Origin of the sequence: Kibdelosporangium banguiense (assembly GCF_017876405.1) — a bacterium.
GTDB lineage: Bacteria > Actinomycetota > Actinomycetes > Mycobacteriales > Pseudonocardiaceae > Kibdelosporangium > Kibdelosporangium banguiense.
The window spans coordinates 267,018-287,832 of record NZ_JAGINW010000001.1 but is presented as its reverse complement, the minus strand read 5'-3'; the positions used below and the strand labels follow the sequence as shown (position 1 = coordinate 287,832).

3 protein-coding genes are annotated in these 20,815 nt (G+C 64.7%); all 3 read left to right on the top strand.

Annotated elements, in window-relative coordinates:
* Position 1 precedes the first annotated feature (1 nt).
* Genes JOF56_RS01345 through JOF56_RS01335 form a run of 3 tightly spaced genes read left to right on the top strand, consistent with a single transcriptional unit; the run spans position 2 to position 20,782 of the window.
* A complete protein-coding gene (locus JOF56_RS01345) occupies positions 2-19,384 on the top strand; it encodes a non-ribosomal peptide synthase/polyketide synthase (protein WP_209633579.1) in 19,383 nt (6,460 codons plus the stop codon).
* Positions 19,381-20,640 carry an MFS transporter gene (locus JOF56_RS01340; RefSeq protein WP_209633577.1) on the top strand — a complete coding sequence of 420 codons (1,260 nt, stop codon included), beginning with the start codon at positions 19,381-19,383 and terminating at the stop codon, positions 20,638-20,640. The genes JOF56_RS01345 and JOF56_RS01340 overlap by 4 nt, the downstream gene beginning before the upstream one ends.
* Entirely contained in the window at positions 20,600-20,782 is a 183-nt protein-coding gene (locus JOF56_RS01335) for an MbtH family protein (RefSeq protein ID WP_209633575.1), read from the top strand. The genes JOF56_RS01340 and JOF56_RS01335 overlap by 41 nt, the downstream gene beginning before the upstream one ends.
* Positions 20,783-20,815 lie beyond the last annotated feature (33 nt).

The following is a 20,815-nucleotide window of genomic DNA, read 5'->3' as shown; positions in this document are numbered from 1 at the left end:
CATGCCGTCATCGCGTGAGAGCCGTATCTCCGCCTTGCCCGGGCATCTGCAGGAGCTGATGCGCCGCAGGCTGGCTGGCCAGGCCGAGGAGTCCGGCGACTCCGACAGGATCCCGCCGGCCGATCGTGATCACCCGTTGCCGCTGTCCTTTCCGCAGCAGCGGCTGTGGTTCCTCAACGATTTCCAGCCCGGCGGCTCGGCTTACAACAGCGCACTGGCGTTGCGCCTGACTGGGCAGCTCGATGTACCCGCGCTGACTGCCGCGTTGCAGGAGTTGCACGCTCGGCACGAGTCGCTGCGGACCACATTCGACGAGGTCGACGGCAAAGGCGTGCAGGTCGTACACCCGACGCATGAACTACTGGTCGCGATCGTCCACTTGAACCGGCCGGACGAACTGGACGGTGTGCTGTTTGACGAGTACTCACGGCCCTTCGATCTGAGACAAGGACCGTTGGCGCGGGCGCTGATGGTCCGCGTCGCCGCTGACGAACACGTGCTGCTGCTCACGGCCCATCACATCGTCACTGATGGGTGGTCCATGGGCGTGCTGACGGATGAGCTGAGCACGCTTTACGGTGCGGCAGTGCGGCACGAGGACATATCGTTGCCGCCGGTTGCCTTGCAGTACGCGGACTTCGCGGCCTGGCAGCGAAACCGGCTTGCCGGTGACGCACTGGCTGACCAGCTCGGCTACTGGAAACAGCGACTCGCTGGCATCAGCCCGCTCGACCTGCCCACGGACCGTCCTCGGCCCCCGGTCCGTACCTCGGCCGGAGCCATCCACCAGTGCACCCTCACTGCCGAGCTCACGGGGAAACTCAACGAGCTTGCCCGGTCGGTGAACACGACCCTGTTCACGGTTCTGACAGCGGCATTTCAGGCGTTGCTGGCCCGCTACACCGGCAAAGACGACATCGCTGTCGGTACTGTCAGCTCAGGCCGGAATCGCCCCGAGCTGAACCGGCTGGTCGGCTTCTTCGTGAACACGGTGGTTCTGCGCTCCAGAGTAGACAAAAGCCGGTCGTTCGCCGATCTTCTCCATCAGGTCAAGCACACTGTGCTGGACGCCTTTGCCTATGACGAGGTGCCGTTCGAGCAACTCGTCAACGCGATACAGCCCGATCGCGACGCAAGCCGTAACCCGCTGTTCGACGTCATGGTGTTGCTACAGAACACCCAGCGGAAACTCCCTGAGTTCGACGGCCTGGAGGTCGAGCCGGTCGGCGTGGCGAGGCAGACCGCCATTTTCGACCTCACTGCCGAATTCCAGGAGTACGGCACAGTCTTGACGGGCTCCTTCGAGTACAACACGGATTTGTTCGACGCGGCCACGATCCAGCGCTTGTCCGATCATCTGGCGGTGCTGTTGGATGCAGTCGCTCATGATCCAGATCAGCGGATCGCCGAGTTGCCGATACTCACGCAAGCCGAGCGCCGGCAGTTGGAGGCGTGGAACGATACCGACCGGGACATCGCGCCGACGACGTTTTCGGAACTGGTGGAAGCGCAAGTCGCCAGAACACCCGATGCTCCAGCCTTGTTGTTCGACGGCGCATCGATCAGCTACGCGGAGCTGAATGCCCGGGCCAATCGGTTGGCGCGCAAGCTGGTCGAACGCGGGGCGGGGCCGGAACGGATCGTCGCGGTCGTGCTCCCGCGCTCGATCGAGATCATCGTCGCGGAGCTGGCCGTTGCCAAGTCTGGTGCGGCATTCCTGCCTGTGGATCCCGCCTACCCACAGGCCCGGATTGACTTCATGCTGTCCGATGCAGATCCGGTGATCGTACTGACCACCGATGACGCAATCGATGTGGATGGTGACGACACCAACCTGGCTGTGGACAGGTGCCCACAACACCCGGCGTACGTCATCTACACGTCCGGCTCGACCGGGCAGCCCAAGGGAGTCGTAGTCACCCACGCGGGCCTGGCGAGTTTCTCCGCCGCCGAGTGTGCGCACTTCGACGTCAGTCCGGGCGACCGGGTGCTCGAGTTCTCGTCGCCCAGCTTCGACGCCTCGGTCCTGGAGCTGTGCATGTCGTTGCCGGTCGGGGCCAGTCTGGTCGTGCCACCACCAGGGCCGCTGCTGGGCGATCAGCTGGTCCAGGTCCTTGTGGACAACAAGGTGACGCACGCGCTGATCCCGCCCGCGGCGATGGCCACGGTTCCGGACGTGTCGCTGCCGGACTTCCGATGTCTGATCGTCGGCGGCGATGCCTGCTCCGCGGAGCTGGTCACCAGGTGGTCCCAGGGCCGGCGGATGATCAACGCCTACGGCCCGACCGAGTCCACGGTGGTCTCCACTTGGAGTGACGCACTGTCGCCCGACGGGACACCGCCGATCGGCCGGCCGATCTGGAACACACGGGCGCACGTACTCGACGGTCACCTGCGGCCAGTGCCGGTCGGCGTGGTGGGAGAGCTTTACGTCTCCGGCGGCGGGCTGGCCCGTGGATACCTGAACCGGCCTGGGCTGACTGCTTCCCGCTTCGTCGCCAACCCGTTCGGCGGCGACACGCGGATGTACCGGACCGGCGACCTGGTCAAGTGGACGACACGCGGCGAACTGGAGTTCCTCGGCCGCGTGGATGAACAGGTCAAGATCCGCGGATTCCGGATCGAGCTCGGTGAAGTCGAGGCCGCGCTGCGGGCCCATCCGACGGTCGATGACGCCGTCGCCATCGTACGGACCGACAACGGCCACAAGCGGCTGGTGGCCTACACAGTCCCGGCCGTGCCCGGGGATATCCGTGACTTCCTGGTCAAGAGCGTGCCCGAGTACATGATCCCGGCCGTCTTCATGGCCTTGGACGCTTTGCCGGTCAGCCCGAACGGCAAAGTCGACCGGCGCCAGTTGCCCGCCCCCGAAGCCAGTCGCGAGACCGGGTTTGTGGCGCCGGAAGGCCCGATCGAGACCGCGCTCGCCAAGATCTGGGCGGACGTGCTGGGCCTGCCCGAAGTCGGCGTTCAGGACAGCTTCTTCGAACTGGGCGGCGATTCGATCCTGAGCATCCAGGTCGTCGCCAAGGCCCGGCAGGCCGGACTGCGGCTGACTTCCCGCGACATCTTCCTGCATCAGACCATCGCCGAACTCGCCCCCAGTGTCCAGGCGGCTCACCTGCCCGAGCCTGAGTTGGAGCAAGTGACCGGCCCCGCGCCGTTGACGCCGATCCAGGAGTGGTTCTTCAGCACGCAGTCCGGCGGCAACCCACATCACTTCACCATGGCGACCCTCGTGGAGCTGGCCGCGAACGTCGATGAGCGAGCCATGGGGACTGCACTCGACGCGATGATGGCGCACCACGAAACATTGCGAATGCGGTTCTCCCGCGACCAGGACCGATGGACACAGGAAGTCGATGCCGTCCCGCCGACCGACGTTCTCGAGACAGCGACGTTTCCATCCACAGTAGACGAGCAGGCTGTGATCGATAGGCTGGCGCTGGCCGCGCAGTCTGGTTTGGATCTGGGCGAAGGGCCGCTGATCCGCGCGGTGCTGGTTCGTATAGGCCAGAAGGCGCGGCTGTTCATGGCCGTCCACCATCTCGTGATGGACGGTGTGTCCTGGCGGATTCTGCTCGGCGACCTCGAAACGGCCTATCATCAGGCTGTCGCCGGGAAACCGGTTGAGCTTCAGCCCGTCGCGACTACCTTCGCCAACTGGGCCCATCGGCTGGCTGAGCATGTGCGAGCCGGTGGTTTCGACGATGATCTGACGTACTGGCAAGGGACGACGGCTCCTGAGGGTCTGCCGGTGGACCTGGCCGGAGACAACACCGTCGAATCGGTCCGGTCGGTTTCCGTACGGCTGGACCACTCGGAGACAGATGCCTTGCTGCACCAGGTACCGGGGGCCTATCGCACCCAGGTCAACGACGTGTTGCTCAGCGCGCTCGGCCGGGCGCTGTCGACGTGGACCGGACATGACAGTGTGCTGATCGACATGGAGGGCCACGGGCGGGAAGAAGTCCTTGGCAATCTTGACATATCCCGTACGGTCGGCTGGTTCACCAGTCAGTTCCCGTTCGCGCTGAGCATGCCTGGCGGTAGCCCAGGCTGGGGCGAGGTCATCAAGTCCGTCAAGGAACAACTACGCGCAGTGCCAAACAAAGGCATGAGCTACGGCGCTTTGCGTTATCTGAGTACTCGTGACCTGAGTGGGTCTGCTGAACCTCAGATCAGCTTCAACTACCATGGCCAGTGGGAGGTGGCGCAGGCCCAGGACGGGTTGTACCGGGCTCGGCACGCTGGGGTTGGCCAGGACATGGATCCACGCAACTCCCGTACCCACTTGCTGGATGTCGTCGGCGTGGTGCAGAACGGAGAGCTGGAGCTCACCTGGCTTTACTCGAGCCAGGTGCATGAGGAGGCCACGGTTCGCCGGCTCGCCGAAGACACGGCCAAAGCGCTCCGTGAGATCGTCACGCATTGCGCCATGCCAGGAGCGGGCGGGCGCACGCCGTCCGACTTCCCCCTCGCCCGGCTCGATCAGGCCATAGTAGACAGTGTCGCAGGCGACGGAACCACGGTCGACGACATAGTTCCGCTGACCGGGCTGCAAGCGGGCATGGTGTTCCACAGTCTGATGGACAAGTCCTTCGGCGCCTACTTCGACCAGGTGCGGCTCCGGCTGTCGGGAGTGTCCGATCCGCTGGCGCTCGGTGCCGCCTGGCAGCGGGTTGTGGATCGAACCCCGGCGCTGCGCAGCTCGTTGATCTGGGAAGGTGTCGCGGAACCCCTGCAGGTCATCCATTCCCGGGTCACTGTGCCGATCGCCTACCACGACTGGCGCCTTCTGTCCGAAAAGGAACAGCAGCTGGAGCTTCCAGGACTCAGCCACACCGCGCTGGATCTGGCCGTGCCCCCGCTGACCCGGATCGCCATCGCGCAACTGCCTGGCGACGATGTGCTGCTCGTTTGGAGCTTCCATCACGTCGTGGTGGACGGCTGGAGTCTCAGCCAAGTTTTCGCTGAAGTGTGTGAACAGTACACCGCCATCACAGATGGGCGGCATCCAGAACTGGTGCCCCGGCGACCCTTCCGCGACTATCTCCTATGGCTGCACAACCAGGACGAGCGCGAGGCCGAGGAGCACTGGCGAACGGTACTGGCAGGTTTCGAGTCGCCCACTCCGCTGCCCTATGACCGTCAACCCATGCAGGCGCATGGCACCGAGTCGTCCAAAACCGTGCACCTCGCGCTGTCGTCCGGGCAATCCGATCAGCTACGCCGGGTTGCCCAGGACAACGGGTTGACTGCGAACACGATTGTGCAAGGTGCGTGGGCGTTGCTGCTGTCCCGGTACAGCGGTGAACACGATGTCGTGTTCGGCACGACAGTCTCCGGTCGGCCCGCGGAGTTGCCCGGCGTGGAGTCGATGATCGGCATGTTCATCAACACTCTGCCCACCCGGGCACGGATGCTTCACGACCAAGACACTCTGTCCTGGCTTCGTGAGCTGCAGACCGCGCAGACGGAGTCGCGCCGGTTCGATTTCGTATCGCTGTCGCAGCTGCGGTCCTGGAGCGACCTGCCTGCGACGAGCAGCTTCTTTGACAGCGCGGTGGTTTTCGAAAACTACCCGCTCAGCGACGTGACGGCGGTCAGCGGCATCCGGGTGACCGAGATCCAGGCCAAGGACACCACCAACTTCCCGCTCACCCTGAGCGCGTACCTCGACGACCGGCTACACCTAGACCTCGCCTACGACCCGGAGCTCTTTGAGCCAGGGACGGCCGAGCAGATCGTGAACCGGCTGCACCTGGTGCTGACGGCCATGATCACGGAACCAGACCGTCCTTTATGGCAGGTTTCATGGCTGTCGCAACAGGAGCGGCAGCAGCTGACGGTGGACTGGAACAACACTGCCGCGGAGCTTCCGCCGGTGACTTTCGCGGAGCTGTTCGAGCAACAGGTCCGGCTGACGCCGGCGGAAACCGCCCTGGTCTTCCGGGACCAAGCGCTGAGCTTCGCCGAGCTGAACTCGCGGGCCAACCAGCTGGCACATCACCTGATCACCCTCGGCGTCGGTCCAGAGCGGTTGGTGGCGCTGGCGTTGCCACGGTCCGCTGAAATGATCGTCGCGATGCTTGCGGTCTTCAAGGCCGGCGGCGTCTACCTGCCGGTCGATCTGAACCAGCCCAGTGACCGGATCGAGTTCCTCCTCGGCGACGCCGATCCAGTGATCCTTGTCGGCATGGCCGGCTTTGCCGTGCCTGGCCGGGCGGTTCTGCTGATCGACGACCCTGAGACCAGCGCCGCGATCGAAGCGTGTGCGGACACCGATCCAGCCGATGCGGACCGGATCGATCCGCTGCGGCCGGCGAACTCGGCATACGTGATCTACACATCCGGGTCCACGGGCAAGCCCAAGGGCGTCGTGGTAGAGCACCGGAGCCTGGTGAACCTGGCCCTCAGCCACCGGGACGATTTCGTCGCGGGAACCGGAGCCGGGCGGTTGCGGGCGGCCCTGAGTGCGGTGTTCTCGTTCGACACGTCGTTGGAAGGCCCGGTGCTGATGGCCGGCGGTCACGAGCTGCACGTGATCGACGAGGATGTTCGCCTCGACCCGGCCGCGCTGGCGGAGTACGTGTCGGCGCAGCGGATCGACTTCCTCGACCTGACGCCCTCCTACGCCCAGCAGTTGATCCCGGCTGGTCTGCTCGACGACGAACGCCATCGGCCACGGATCCTGATGCTCGGTGGTGAGGCGCTCGGAGAGTCGCTCTGGCAGGAGCTGGCCGCGGCCGAAGACACCGCCTGCTACAACTTCTACGGCCCTACCGAGTGCACTGTGGACGCTGTGTCATGCCGGGTCGATGGCGCGCGCCCAGTTATCGGCACTCCACTGCGCAATGTTCGTTCCTATGTTCTGGACGACATGCTGTGCCCGGTGCCGGTAGGTGTGCCGGGAGAGCTGTGCCTGGCAGGTGCCCAGGTGGCCCGTGGCTACCTGAACCGGCCAGGCCTGACAGCCGGACGGTTCGTGGCCGATCCTTTCGGTTCTCCGGGCGCGAGGATGTATCGGACCGGCGACCGGGTTCGCCTGCTTGCAGACGGTCGGCTGGAGTATCTGGGGCGTCAGGACGATCAGGTCAAGATCCGTGGGTTCCGGATCGAGCCCGGCGAGGTCGAGGCGGCGTTGCTGCGCCATTCCGCTGTGGCTGAAGCGGTCGTGGTGGCGCGGGAGGACAGCGGTCACCGTCGGCTCGTTGGCTATGTCGTCCCTGCTGGCGACGCGCCAGGTCAGTCGGAGCTGCGCACCTGGCTGCAACGGGATCTGCCGGAGTACATGGTCCCTTCGGTATTCGTCACACTGGACGCGCTGCCGTTGACCGTCAGCGGCAAGACCGATCGCAGTGCCCTTCCCGCACCGGAGTGGACCGCGAGCCGTGAGCATGTCGAGCCCCGTGACGATATCGAGTGCGCGATCGCGGAGATCTGGACTGAAGTCCTTGGCGTGCCCCGGGTAGGGGCCGAGGACAACTTCTTCGAACTGGGTGGTGATTCCATTCTGAGTATCCGGGTGATATCGCGGGTGCGGGCCGCGTTCGGGGTGGTTCTTTCACCGCGGGTGGTGTTCAGTGCTCCTACGGTTGCCGGGCTGGCCAAGGCGGTCTCTGTGAACGCCGAGCCGGACCAGTCCGTCATCCCGGCCGTGCCGCGGACCGGCGTGTCACCGGTTTCGTTCCCGCTGTCGTTCGCTCAGCAGCGGTTGTGGTTCCTCAACGAGTTCGAACCGGACAGTACGGAGTACGTGTCCCGGTTGGTGGTGCGGCTTCGCGGTGACCTGGATCTTGATGCGTTGAATGGCGCGTTGACTGCACTGGTTGCTCGACATGAGTCGCTGCGTACCACGTTCCGGACCGTGGATGGCCATGGGGAACAGCTTGTGCACGAGCCGTATGCGGTCCGGATATCAGTCACGGACGTGCCGGAGTCAGAGCTGGCGCGAGTATTGGAGCACGAATGTCGGTGCCCGTTTGACCTGGGCCGGGGACCGCTGATGCGACCACGGCTGCTCCGGCTGGCCGAGGACGATCATGTGTTGCTGCTGATGATGCATCACATCATCACCGACGGCTGGTCGACGAGTGTCCTTGCCGAGGACCTGAGCGCGCTGTACAACGGCCGGTCGCTGCCCGACCTTCCAGTCCAGTACGCGGATTTCTCGGCTTGGCAGCGCGAGCGTCTGTCCGAACCGGTCTTGGCCGGTCAGCTCGACTACTGGCGGCGGCAGCTGTCCAGGCAGGAACCGCTGGAGCTGCCGACCGACCGGCCGCGGCCTCCGGTCTTGACTTCGGCCGGTGCGATGCACGAGTTCACCGTGCCTGCGGCGGTCACCGCGCGGCTCAAGGATGTCGCGCGAAATCGGGACAGCACGCTGTTCATGACCCTGATCGCCGCGTGCCAGGTGTTGTTCGCCCGTTACTCCGGTCAAGCCGACGTTTCCGTCGGCACAGTTGCTTCCGGCCGTGAGCGAGCCGAACTGGAACGACTGGTCGGGTTCTTCGTCAACACGCTGGTCATCAGGTCCACAGTGGATCTCGGCCGGACGTTCGACGATCTACTGGCCGAGGTACGGGCGACCGTGCTGGCGGCCTTCGTCAACCAGGAAGTGCCGTTCGAGCGTGTCGTCGACGCCGTCCAGCCCGAGCGCGACACCAGCCGGAACCCGCTGTTCGACGTCATGGTGCTGCTGCAGAACACTCCTGACGAGCTGCCGGAGCTGAGCGGCCTGCGGGCGGCGGAAGTCGCGGTGCCGGTGGTCACGGCTTCGTGTGACCTTACCTTCGAGTTCCAGGAGCGCGAGAACATCCTGCTCGGCGCGGTCGAGTACAACACGGATCTGTTCGACGCCACGACCATTGAGCGGATGGTCGGTCACCTGCTGGACCTGCTGGACGGGATTGCAGCGGACCGCAGACTGGCCGACCTGATGACGGCCGACGATCAGATCCCAGCGACCACACTTCAGGTTCCGGACACGACATATCCCAAGCTGTTCGAGGCCCAGGTGGCTCGGACGCCTGACGACACAGCCCTGGTGTTCCAGGACGAGACGCTGACGTTCGCGGAGCTGAACGCACGGGCGAACGCACTGGCACATTACCTGATCGAGCAGGGTGCCGGCCCGGAGCAGGTCATCGCGTTGGCCTTGCCGAGAACGGCCGATGTGATCGTGGCCATCCTCGCGGTGTTCAAAGCTGGTGCGGCCTATCTGCCGCTTGACCCGGATCTGCCGGCCGATCGCAGGGAATTCGTGCTGCGAGACGCCAACCCCCTGCTGGTGCTGGACCAGGTGCCGGACGGGGGTGAGCCGGCCGATCCGAACACGTCGCCGGAAAGCGACCACGCCGCGTACATCATCTACACGTCCGGTTCGACGGGCCGGCCCAAGGGCGTGGTCGTCGAGCACCGGCATCTGACCAATCTCTTCTTCAATCACCGCAACACCTTCCCGGCGCGCATGCGGGTGGCGTTGACGGCGGCGTTCTCGTTCGACACGTCGCTGGAAGGCCTGGTGCTGCTGGCCGACGGCGGTGAGCTGCACCTGATCGACGATGACGTTCGCCGGGACCCTGAGGCTCTGGTCAGCTATGTGGCCGAGCGGAGGATTGACTTCCTCGACCTGACGCCGTCCTACTTGCGGCAGCTGATCCCAGCGGGCCTGCTGGAGCACGTTCGGGTGCTGATGCTCGGTGGCGAGGCGCTGGACCTGTTGCTGTGGCAGCAGTTGAGTCAAGTCGAGGCCTATAACTTCTACGGGCCGACGGAATGTACGATCGATGCCTTGTCGTGCCGGGTCGGCGGCGACCGGCCGGTGATCGGCCTGCCGCTGCACAACCTGCGGGCGTACATCCTGGACGACTTCCTGTGTCCAGTGCCCGCTGGTGTCCCGGGTGAGCTTTACCTTGCCGGAAAACAGGTTGCTCGTGGATATCTGAACCGGCCAGGGCTGACGGCGGCTCGGTTCATCGCGAATCCGTTTGAGCCGGGCCGGATGTACCGGACGGGCGACCGGGTGCGGTGGACCGACGCGGGCGTGGAGTTTCTGGGCCGCACCGACGACCAGGTGAAGATCCGCGGGTTCCGGATCGAGCCTGGCGAGGTCGAGGCGTGCCTGCTGCGGCACGAAAGCGTCGATGCCGTTGCCGTGATCGCCCGTGACAACCGGTTGGTCGCGTACGTGGTCGGGCCGGTGACCGGGCTGCGGGAGTACCTGAGCGAGACGTTGCCCGACTACCTGGTTCCGTCAGTGTTCATGTCGCTCGACCAGTTGCCCCTGACCATCAGCGGGAAGATCGACCGGAAGGCACTGCCTGATCCAGAGATCAATCCGGAGACCGGCCAGGTGCCGCCGCGAAACCCGGTTGAGGCTCTGCTGGCGAAGATCTGGGCCGAAGTGCTCGGAGTCGCCCGCGTCGGGGTCGAGGACAACTTCTTCGGCCTCGGCGGTGACTCGATTCTCAGCATCCAGGTGGTCTCCCGAGCCCGGCAGGCCGGCCTGAAGCTGACGTCCAAGGACGTCTTCCTGCGCCAGACCATCGCTCGCCTGGCCACGGTGATCACCGCCGTGTCCGAGCAGACGGCCGAGGTGATCAGCGGTCCAGCACCGCTGACTCCGATCCAGCACTGGTTCTTCGAACACGGTGCGCCCAGGCACTTCACGATGTCGATGTTCGTCGAGCTCACCGAGGACCTCGACGAAACGGCACTGCGCCAAGCGATTGCCGCGGTCATGGATCACCACGACGCCCTACGGGCCCGGTTCTCCTCGGCCGACGGTGAGTGGCGCCAGGATGTCGTCCCCGCAGTTGATGTCTTTGGCCACGCCGGGGCGGGGACGTGGGACGACATCGCGCTGAAAGCCCAGAGTAGCTTGGATTTCGAGCAGGGCCAGATGGTGCGCGCGATCCTGTTCCCTGGGCCGAGGCTGTTCCTCGCGGTCCATCACTTGGCGATCGATGGCGTGTCATGGCGGATCCTGCTGGCGGATCTGGAGACCGCCTATCACCAGATCCGTGCGGGACAACCGGCGGATCTCGGGCCGAAGGGCGTCGCGTTCCAGCAGTGGGCGCACCGGCTGGCCGGCCATGTCCGGTCCGGCGGTTTCCGGGAAGATGTCCCGTACTGGATGTCGGCGACCGGAAACCAGGAACTTCCCGTTGACCAAGCCGGATCCAACACGATCGCGTCGGCCCGGAACGTGCGTGTCCGGCTTGGCCGCGATGAGACGGCAGCGTTGCTGCATGACGTTCCAGGCGTATATCGGACCCAGGTCAACGACGTGCTGCTGAGCGCGCTCGGCCGAGTGCTGGCCAGGTGGACCGGGCAGGACGATGTGACGGTGACTCTGGAGGGGCATGGCCGCGAGGAAATCTTCGAGGACATCGACCTGTCCCAGACTGTCGGCTGGTTCACCACGCAGTTCCCGGTGGCGCTGCATGTGTCAGGGCAGGAGTGGGGCCAGATCCTCAAGTCTGTCAAGGAACAGCTGCGCGCGGTACCTAACCGCGGCCTGAGCTATGAAGCCCTGAAGTATCTCGGTGGCCATCCGTTCACGCGCCTGCCGCAGGTGTGCTTCAACTACCACGGTCAGTGGGACATCTCCGAGGCGCGCGGGCTCTTGCGCCGTCTCTGCCCGCGAATCGGATCGGACATGGCGCCCGATCACGACCGGGATTTCCTGCTGGACATCACGGGTGCGATCGAGGATGGCGAGCTGTGCCTCGACTGGGAGTACTCCGAGCAGGTTCATGACGAAAGCACGGTTCGCCGCCTCGCCGAGGACGTCCTCGAGGCGTTGCGCGAGATCATCAACCACTGTGGACAGTCTGCTGGCGGGCGGACGCCGTCCGACTTCCCGCTCGCCCGCCTCGATCAGGATCAGGTGGACGAGATCGTCGGTGACGGGCAGTCGGTGACGGACGTCTACCCGTTGACTCCGCTGCAGACTGGCATGCTGTTCCACTCCTTGGTGGACAGTGATTCCACCGCGTATTTCGACCAGTTGCAGCTGAGGCTTTCGGGTGTGTCCGATCCGCGCGCGCTGGGCGAGGCCTGTCAACGAGTTGTGGACAGAACGCCCGTCTTGCGGAGCAGCCTGGTGTGGGAAGGCCTGGACGAGGTGTTGCAGGTGGTGCATCGTCATGGGCATGTGTGCACGGTGTATCACGACTGGCGCCGGCTATCCGAACAGGACAAGGAAGCCGCGCTCGACCGGCTGATCGCGGCGGACACAGCCGCGGGGATGGACCTGACCAAGCCCTCGCTGATGCGGCTGGCCATCGCCAGGTTGTCCGATGACGAGGTGATGCTGGTCTGGACCGCGCACCACGTGATCCTGGACGGCTGGAGTCTGGCTCAGGTGCTCGCGGAGATGTGCGAGCAGTACACCGCCATCGTCGTGGGCCGGCAGCCGGAGCTGGCGTCCCGGCGCCCGTTCCGGGACTACCTGCAGTGGTTGAGCGACCAGGACAAAGCTGCCGCCGAAAAGCACTGGCGGCGAGTGCTCGACGGTTTTGCCACGCCGACTCCGCTGCCGTACGACAGGCTGCCGGCGGAAGTGCACCGAGCCGAGTCGAGCGAGTCGGTTGTTCTCGAGCTGTCTGCCGAGCAGTCCGCCCGGCTGCACCAGATGGCCAGGCACGGCGGGCTGACCGTGAACACGGTCGTGCAGGGAACCTGGGCGTTGTTGCTTTCCGGTTACAGCTGTGAGAGTGATGTCGCCTTCGGCACCACGGTCTCCGGGCGGCCCGCGGACCTGCCAGGCGTGGAGTCAATGGTCGGGATGTTCATCAACACCGTGCCCGCCCGCGTGAAGGTCCGCAGTGGACTGGACGCATTGTCCTGGTTGCGCTTGCTGCAGAACGAGCAGGCCGAATCGCGGCGGTTCGACTTCGTCTCACTGACCCAGCTGCGCTCCTGGAGCGGTCTGCCCGCGGGGACCAGCATGTTCGACAGCGCTGTGGTCTTCGAGAACTATCCCGTTGACGAACTGGTGAACGCCACCGAGCAGGGGATCCGGGTCCAGGACGTCCAGGGCAGGGACACCACGAACTTCGCCCTCACCCTGACCGCTCACATCAGCGACCGGCTCCGCCTGGAGCTGGACTACGACCCCAAGCTGTTCGATGCGACGACGATCGAACGCATGGTGGGACACCTTCAAGTACTTCTCGCAGGCATCGCGGACAACCCCGGGCGTCCGCTGAGGGACCTGCCGAGGATGACCACGGACGAGTTGCATCGTGTGCTGGTCGAGTGGAACGACACTGTGCTCGACGTGCCGTCGTTGACGTTTCCTGAGGTGTTTCAGGCGCAAGTGGCACGTACACCGCACGAGACCGCGCTCGTGGCCGGCGACACGAGGTTCGACTTCGACGAACTCAACCAGCGTGCGAACCGGCTGGCACGCTATCTGGTATCACGTGGCGCGGGGCCAGAGCGGGTGGTCGCACTCATGTTGCCGCGCTGCGCGGACATGATCGTCGCCATGCTCGCGGTGTTCAAAGCAGGTGCGGTCTACCTGCCAGTCGATCCGGACCTGCCCGCCGGCCGGGTCGAGTTCGTGTTGCGTGACGCGGATCCAGTGCTGGTACTGACCGCTGCCGAGCTTGAGCTGGCCGATGTGGCGGATCTGGCGGCGAGCGATCTGACTGTCCCGTTTGGTCCTGGCAACTCCGCGTACGTGATCTACACATCGGGGTCGACCGGCAGGCCGAAGGGCGTGGTGGTCGAACACCGGAGCCTGGTGAACCTGTTGTTCAACCACCGCAACGACTTCGTGGCCGATGCCGGAAGCAGGCGGTTGCGTGCCGGTCTGTCGGCGGTGTTCTCCTTCGACACTTCGTTGGAGGCGCTGGTGCTGATGGCCGACGGCCACGAGTTGCACCTGCTCGATGACGACACCCGCCTTGACCCCGTCGCGTTCGCCGGTTATGTCGCACAGCGTGAGATCGATTTCCTCGACCTCACGCCGTCCTACGCGCACCAACTGCTCAACGCGGGCCTGCTCGATGCCGGACGTCATCGGCCCGGCCTGCTCATGCTCGGCGGCGAGGCGATCGACGATTCCCTGTGGCGGCGGTTGACCGCGGTCCCGGATGTCGCTAGCTACAACTTCTACGGCCCTACCGAGTGCACTGTGGACGCTGTGTCCTGCAGGTTGACGCATGGCGACCGCCCGGCGATCGGCCGGCCGCTGCGCAATGTCCGGGCGTACGTGCTGGACGACGAGACGCGGCCGGTGCCGGTCGGCGTCGCTGGTGAGCTGTACCTGGCCGGCGACCAGGTGGCCCGTGGTTATCTGAACCGTCCGGGCCTGACGGCTGTCCGGTTCGTCGCGGATCCGTTCGGTGAGCCCGGTTCCCGGATGTACCGGACAGGGGACCGGGTGCGGCTGCGGGCAGACTCGTACCTGGAGTACCTGGGACGCACCGATGAGCAGGTGAAGATCCGGGGGTTCCGGATCGAACCGGGGGAGATCGAGGCCGCGCTGCTGAGCCATTCGGATGTGGCGGAAGCAGTCGTTGTGGCAAGGCAGGACGATGGTCATCGGCGGCTGGTGGCCTATGTGGTGGCAGCGGGCGTGGGTCAGTCGGAGCTGCGATCCCGGTTGCGGCAGAGCCTGCCGGACTACATGGTTCCTTCGGCGTTCGTGATGCTGGAGAAGTTGCCGCTGACCGCGAACGGCAAGGTCGACCGGAAGGCATTGCCCGCACCTGATGCCCAGCCGGACCTGGGCGCGGCGTACGTGGCGCCACATACGCCGGCCGAGAAACGGTTGTGCGAGATTTGGTCTGAGGTGCTTGGTGTGCCGCAGGTGGGAATCGAGGACAACTTCTTCGAACTGGGTGGTGATTCCATCCTGAGCATCCGGGTGATATCGCGGGTACGGGTCGTGTTCGGGATCACCCTCTCGCCCCGGGCGGTGTTCAGCGCTCCCACGGTTGCCGGGCTGGCCAAGGCGGTCTCTGTGAACGCCGAGCCGGACCAGTCCGTCATCCCGGCCGTGCCGCGGACCGGCGTGTCACCGGTTTCGTTCCCGCTGTCGTTCGCTCAGCAGCGGTTGTGGTTCCTCAACGAGTTCGAACCGGACAGTACGGAGTACGTGTCCCCGTTTGTGACCCGGCTTCGTGGTGATTTAGATCTTGATGCGTTGAATGGCGCGTTGACTGCGCTGGTTGCCCGGCATGAGTCGCTGCGTACCACGTTCCTGACGGTGGATGGCCACGGAGAGCAGCTTGTGCATGAGCCGTATGCGGTTCGTATGTCAGTGACGGACGTGTCGGAGTCAGAGTTGGCGCGAGTGTTGGAAGACGAATGTCTGCGGCCGTTCGACCTGGGCCGGGGACCGCTGATGCGACCGCGATTGCTCCGGCTGGCCGAGGACGATCATGTGTTGCTGCTGATGATGCATCACATCATCACCGACGGCTGGTCCGGTGCGGTGCTCGCCGATGAGCTCGGCGTGCTTTACCGCGCCGCACTGTCCGGTATGGATGCTGAACTGCCGAGCCTTCCTGTTCAGTACGCCGATTTCGCGGTGTGGCAACGGAAGTACCTGACTGGGGCCGTGTTGGAGGAGCAACTGGGTTACTGGCACAGTCAGCTCGACGGCGTGCCGGAGCTGGATTTGCCGACCGACCGGTCACGGCCGGCGGTCCGCACGAACCATGGCGCCGAGCACGGGTTCGAGATACCCAACGATGTCGTCGCCCGGCTCAAAGCCCTTGCCCGGCACCAGGACGGCACGTTGTTCATGGCGTTGGTCGCGGCCTGCCAAGCATTGTTCGCGCGTTGGTCGGGACAGGACGACATCGCCGTCGGCACGGTCGTGTCCGGCCGGGAACGTGCCGAGCTGGAGGGCCTGATCGGGTTCTTCGTGAACACGCTGGTGCTGCGTTCCAGTGTGCGCGGCACGTTCCGGGAGTTTCTGACAGCGGTACGCGACACTGCGCTGGACGCGTTCACACACCAGAACGTTCCATTCGAGCGGGTGGTGGACGAGTTGCACCCGGTGCGGGACACCAGCCGGACACCGTTGTTCCAGGTCATGGTGGTACTGCAGAACACCCCGAATGAGGCCATCCAGCTGCCTGGACTGACAGCTGGGGAGGTCGACCTGCCATTCGTGACCGCGAGCTTCGACATCACCATGGAGTTCCTGGAGTCGGACGGCGGCCTGCAGGGGCTCATCACCTACAGCACTGACCTGTTCGACGCGGCCACGATCGAGCGGCTGGCCGAGCATCTGGTGTTGGTGTTCGAAGCTGTCACTGACGACCCGGACCGTCCGCTGACTGGGCTGGCGTTGATGTCGGAGGTTGAGCGGGATCGGGTGCTTGTCGAGTGGAATGGCACTGATTCTGAGATCCCGGGTGGTACGTTGCCGGGTTTGTTCGCTGAGCAGGTCCGGCGGTCTCCTCATGAGACCGCTGTCGCGGCTGATGGTGTGGCCGTCAGTTACGAGGAGCTGGATCGGCGGGCGAATCAGTTTGCGCAGCGGTTGGTGAAGTTGGGTGTGCGGGCCGGGCAGCCGGTGGGGTTGTTGATGGATCGTTCGGTGGAGTTGGTTGTTGCGGTTCTTGGGATTGTCAAGGCGGGGGGTGCGTATGTGCCTTTGGACGTGCGCGCGCCACGCGAGCGGATGAGGTTGGTGCTGGCGGAGGCGGACGCGCAGGTGCTGATTGCCGACGAGGCATGGCAGAGCGTGGCCAGTGATATCCATAATGGACAGATAGTTGTCAGCGCTGCTCTGACGGGTGGGCCGGCGAGTCCGCCGGAGATCGCTCTTCATCCGGACGATCTTGCTTATGTGATGTATACGTCGGGTTCGACTGGGGTGCCGAAGGGTGTGGCGGTTCGGCATTGTGATGTTGTGGGGTTGGCTTTTGATCGCCGGTTCGCTTCTGGTGCGCATGAGCGTGTGTTGTTGCATTCTCCTCAGGCTTTTGATGCGTCGACCTACGAGATGTGGGTTCCGTTGCTCAACGGTGGTGCTGTTGTCGTGGCGCCGGTGGGTGATGTGGACGCGGGCGTGTTGCGCGAAGTGATCGCGGAGCATGGCGTGACGGGACTGTGGTTGACCGCGGGGTTGTTCCGGGTGTTCGTTCAGGATTCGCCGGACTGTCTCACCGGGTTGCGTGAGGTGTGGACCGGTGGTGATGTGGTTCCTGCGGCCGCGGTTCGCCGAGCGTTGGAGGCGTGCCCGGGTTTGACGGTCGTGGATGGTTACGGGCCAACTGAAACCACGACGTTCGCTACCTCGTATCGAATGTCTGATGTGAGGTCGGTTCCGGATGTGGTGCCGATCGGCGGCCCGTTGGACAATATGCGGGTTTATGTTCTTGATGAGTCGTGTGCGCCGGTGCCCATCGGTGTGGCGGGGGAGCTGTTCATCGCCGGGGCTGGTGTGGCTCGCGGTTACCTGGGGCAGCCGGGTCTGACTGCGCGGTGTTTCGTTGCGAATCCGTTTGGGCGACCTGGTGAGCGGATGTATCGCACTGGGGATGTCGTGCGGTGGCGTGCCGGCGGAGTGGTCGAGTTCGTCGGGCGGGCTGATGATCAGGTCAAGATCCGTGGGTTCCGGATTGAGCCGGGTGAGGTCGATGCGGCGCTGACTCGCCATGAGGATGTGGCGCAGGCGGTGACTGTTGTCAGGGCTGGTGATGACGGTCGTAAGCGTTTGCTGGCATACGTCGTGCCTTCCGGTCAAGTCTCGTCGGCTGAGCTACGCACCTGGCTGAAGCATGATCTGCCGGACTACATGGTTCCTTCGGCGATCGTCATGCTGGAAGAGATGCCGCTGACTGCCAACGGCAAGGTGGATCGGCAGGCACTGCCCGCGCCACAAGAACCGGAGTCCCAATCGCGGTATGTGGCCCCGCGCACGCCGATCGAGACCGCGCTCGCGAAGATCTGGGCGGACGTGCTGGGCCTGCCCGAAGTCGGCGTTCAGGACAGCTTCTTCGAGCTCGGCGGCGACTCGATTCTGAGCATCCAGGTCGTGGCCAAGGCTCGGCAGGCGGGCCTGCGAATGGTGACCAAGCACGTGTTCTCCCACCACACGATCGCAGCATTGGCGCCGTTGGTAACAGAGATCGCCGAGGATGTGGACAACCGCGCGCCCGTGACCGGGGACGTCGAATTGGCCCCGATCCAGCGCTGGTTCTTCACCGAACGCCAGGTCAACCCGCACCACTTCAACCAGTCGCATCTGGTCGAGCTGCACCCGGACGTCGACCACGACGCATTGCGCCAGGCATTCGGCGCATTGCTCGTGCACCACGACGCGCTGCGCATGCGGTTCACATTCACTGATGGCCTGTGGATACAGCACAACGCGCCAGCCGAACCTGTGGATGTGCTTCAGGTGCTGGCTGGGGCCGACATGCAAGCCGTCGCCGATGAGGTGCACGCGAGTTTCGATCTGGATCGAGGACCGTTGATCAAGGCTGTGCTGTTCGACGGGCCGGCACCGCATCTGTTCGTGGTGGCCCATCATCTGGTTGTAGACGGTGTGTCGTGGCGGATCCTGCTCGACGACCTCGACACGGCGTATCACCAAGCGCGACAAGGGAAGGCGATCGATCTCAGCTCGAAGACCACGTCGTTCCGGGACTGGTCGGCCCGGCTCAGCTCGCACGCGCGGAGCGGAGGGTTCGACCACGAGCTGGAGTTCTGGACCCACGCGGCGGTGACCGAACTCCCGGTCGCGCACCAGGCAACCGGCCCGGCCGAGTCGGTCTCGTTCCTCCTCGACGCGGCCGACACGGACGCGTTGCTGAGGGGAGCCCCGGCCACGTATCGAACCGGCATCAACGACGTCCTGCTCGCCGCATGCGCGTGGACGCTGTCGCAGTGGTCAAGCGGTGAGCGGGTGTCGATCGACCTGGAAGGGCACGGCCGCGCGGACGTATTCGACGATGTCGATCTTTCCAGGACGGTCGGCTGGTTCACCACGATGTTCCCGGTCTCGCTGGATGTCCCGGCGGGAAGCTGGCGAGATATCGTGAAGTCCGTCCGGCGCCAGCTGAGGTCGATCCCGGGTGACGGACTCGGCTACGGTGCGCTGAGATATTTGACCGACCGGCTACCGTCTGGCCCACGGCCACAGGTGTCGTTCAACTACCTCGGCCAATTCAATTCCGCCAGTGCCATGGAGTCCGGACTGTACCGGGCGGTGCGCACGTCGATCGGACGCGAGCAGGACGAGTCGGCTCCGCCGGAGCACCTGATCGACATCGTCGGTGAGGCAGGCTACGGCAAGCTTGGCTTCTCCTGGTACTTTCCCGGTGATCTCAGGTCGATAGTGGAGGATTTGGCTGATCGGTTCGCCGGGGCGCTGCGGGCAATTGCCGGGGAGTGCCGATGACTGTTCCGTTGAGGCGTAACCGGAACTACACGCTGCTGTGGGCAGGCCAGGCGGTCTCCGAGGTCGGTTTCAGCACGACGATGATCGCCTTTCCGTTGCTGGTCCTGGGGATCACCGGCTCCCCGGCGGCGTCCGGCCTGGTCCTCGGCGCCGACGCCGCGGCTCAGTTGATCGCCGGACTGCCGGCCGGGGCCCTGGTGGATCGCTGGGACCGCAAGCGGATCATGCTGTGGTGCGAGGCTGTGCTGGCGATCGCGGTCGGTAGCCTCGCGCTCGCCTTGTGGTGGAACACCGCCACTTTGGGGCACATGGTCGCCGTCGCAGTGATCATGGGAATCTGCCGAGCGTTGTTCGAACCGGCTGAGGACGCGTCCTTGGTACGGCTGGTCTCTGATGAGCAACTCGCGACAGCGATCTCGCTGAACACCGCCAGATCCTCGATCGGGCAGATGGCAGGTACCGCTCTTGGCGGTGTGCTGTTTGCGATCGGCCGGATGGTTCCGTTCGTTGTGGACATGATCACGCACCTGATCTCGTTGGTGACGCTGGCTTTTCTCCGGATACCGGCTCGAGAGGTCAAGCCCGGGCCGATCGGGAACATCGGCAGGGAGATGGCCGCTGGGTTACGATGGGTGTGGGGTCACCGGCATGTCCGTGTGACAGCGTTGTGTGCGGTCAGCCTGAATTTCTTCTTCAACGCGTTCTATATCGTGATCATTGTGCTGGCCGACAGCCGGGGAGTGCCTGCTGGGCAGATCGGCCTGATGGCGGCCATGCTCGGGGTTGGTGGGGTGCTTGGCGCGTTGATCGCACCGACATTGCACCGAGTGCTCAACCCTTGGGTGTCGATCATGGCGGTCTTCTGGATGGTCACCCTGCTCACCCCGATCACGATCTTCGCGCCCAACGGCTACGTCCTCGGAGCATTGTTCGCGGGTATGGCCTTCCTTGCTCCGACAGCGAATACCACGATCAACACCCACCAGCTGCTGCTGACCCCGGACCATCTGCGTGGCCGGCTCAGCGGCGTGATGAATGTCTTCGTCGGCGCTGCGGCGGCCGCCGGCCCGGCGCTGGGCGGCGTGCTGGTCGAGTTCGTTTCCGGTGACGCCGCGGTGCTTTGGTGCACCGCGGGCATGGCGGCGATCTCGCTGCTGGTCACCTTCAGTCCCGTACTCCGCAACTATCCCATTGAGTCTGGAAAGGACGTATCCGATGGACGAGAACGCCCAGTACCAGGTCCTGCGCAACGATGAGGACCAGTACTCACTCTGGCTGGCCGACCTGGCGATCCCGGCTGGCTGGCACGCGACCGGCAAGCAGGGCAGCAAGCAGGAATGCACCGACTATGTAGACGAGGTGTGGACGGACATGCGGCCGCGCAGTCTCAGGTCCTGACAGCGGCGTTGACCCGCCAGTCCCAGGCGGACT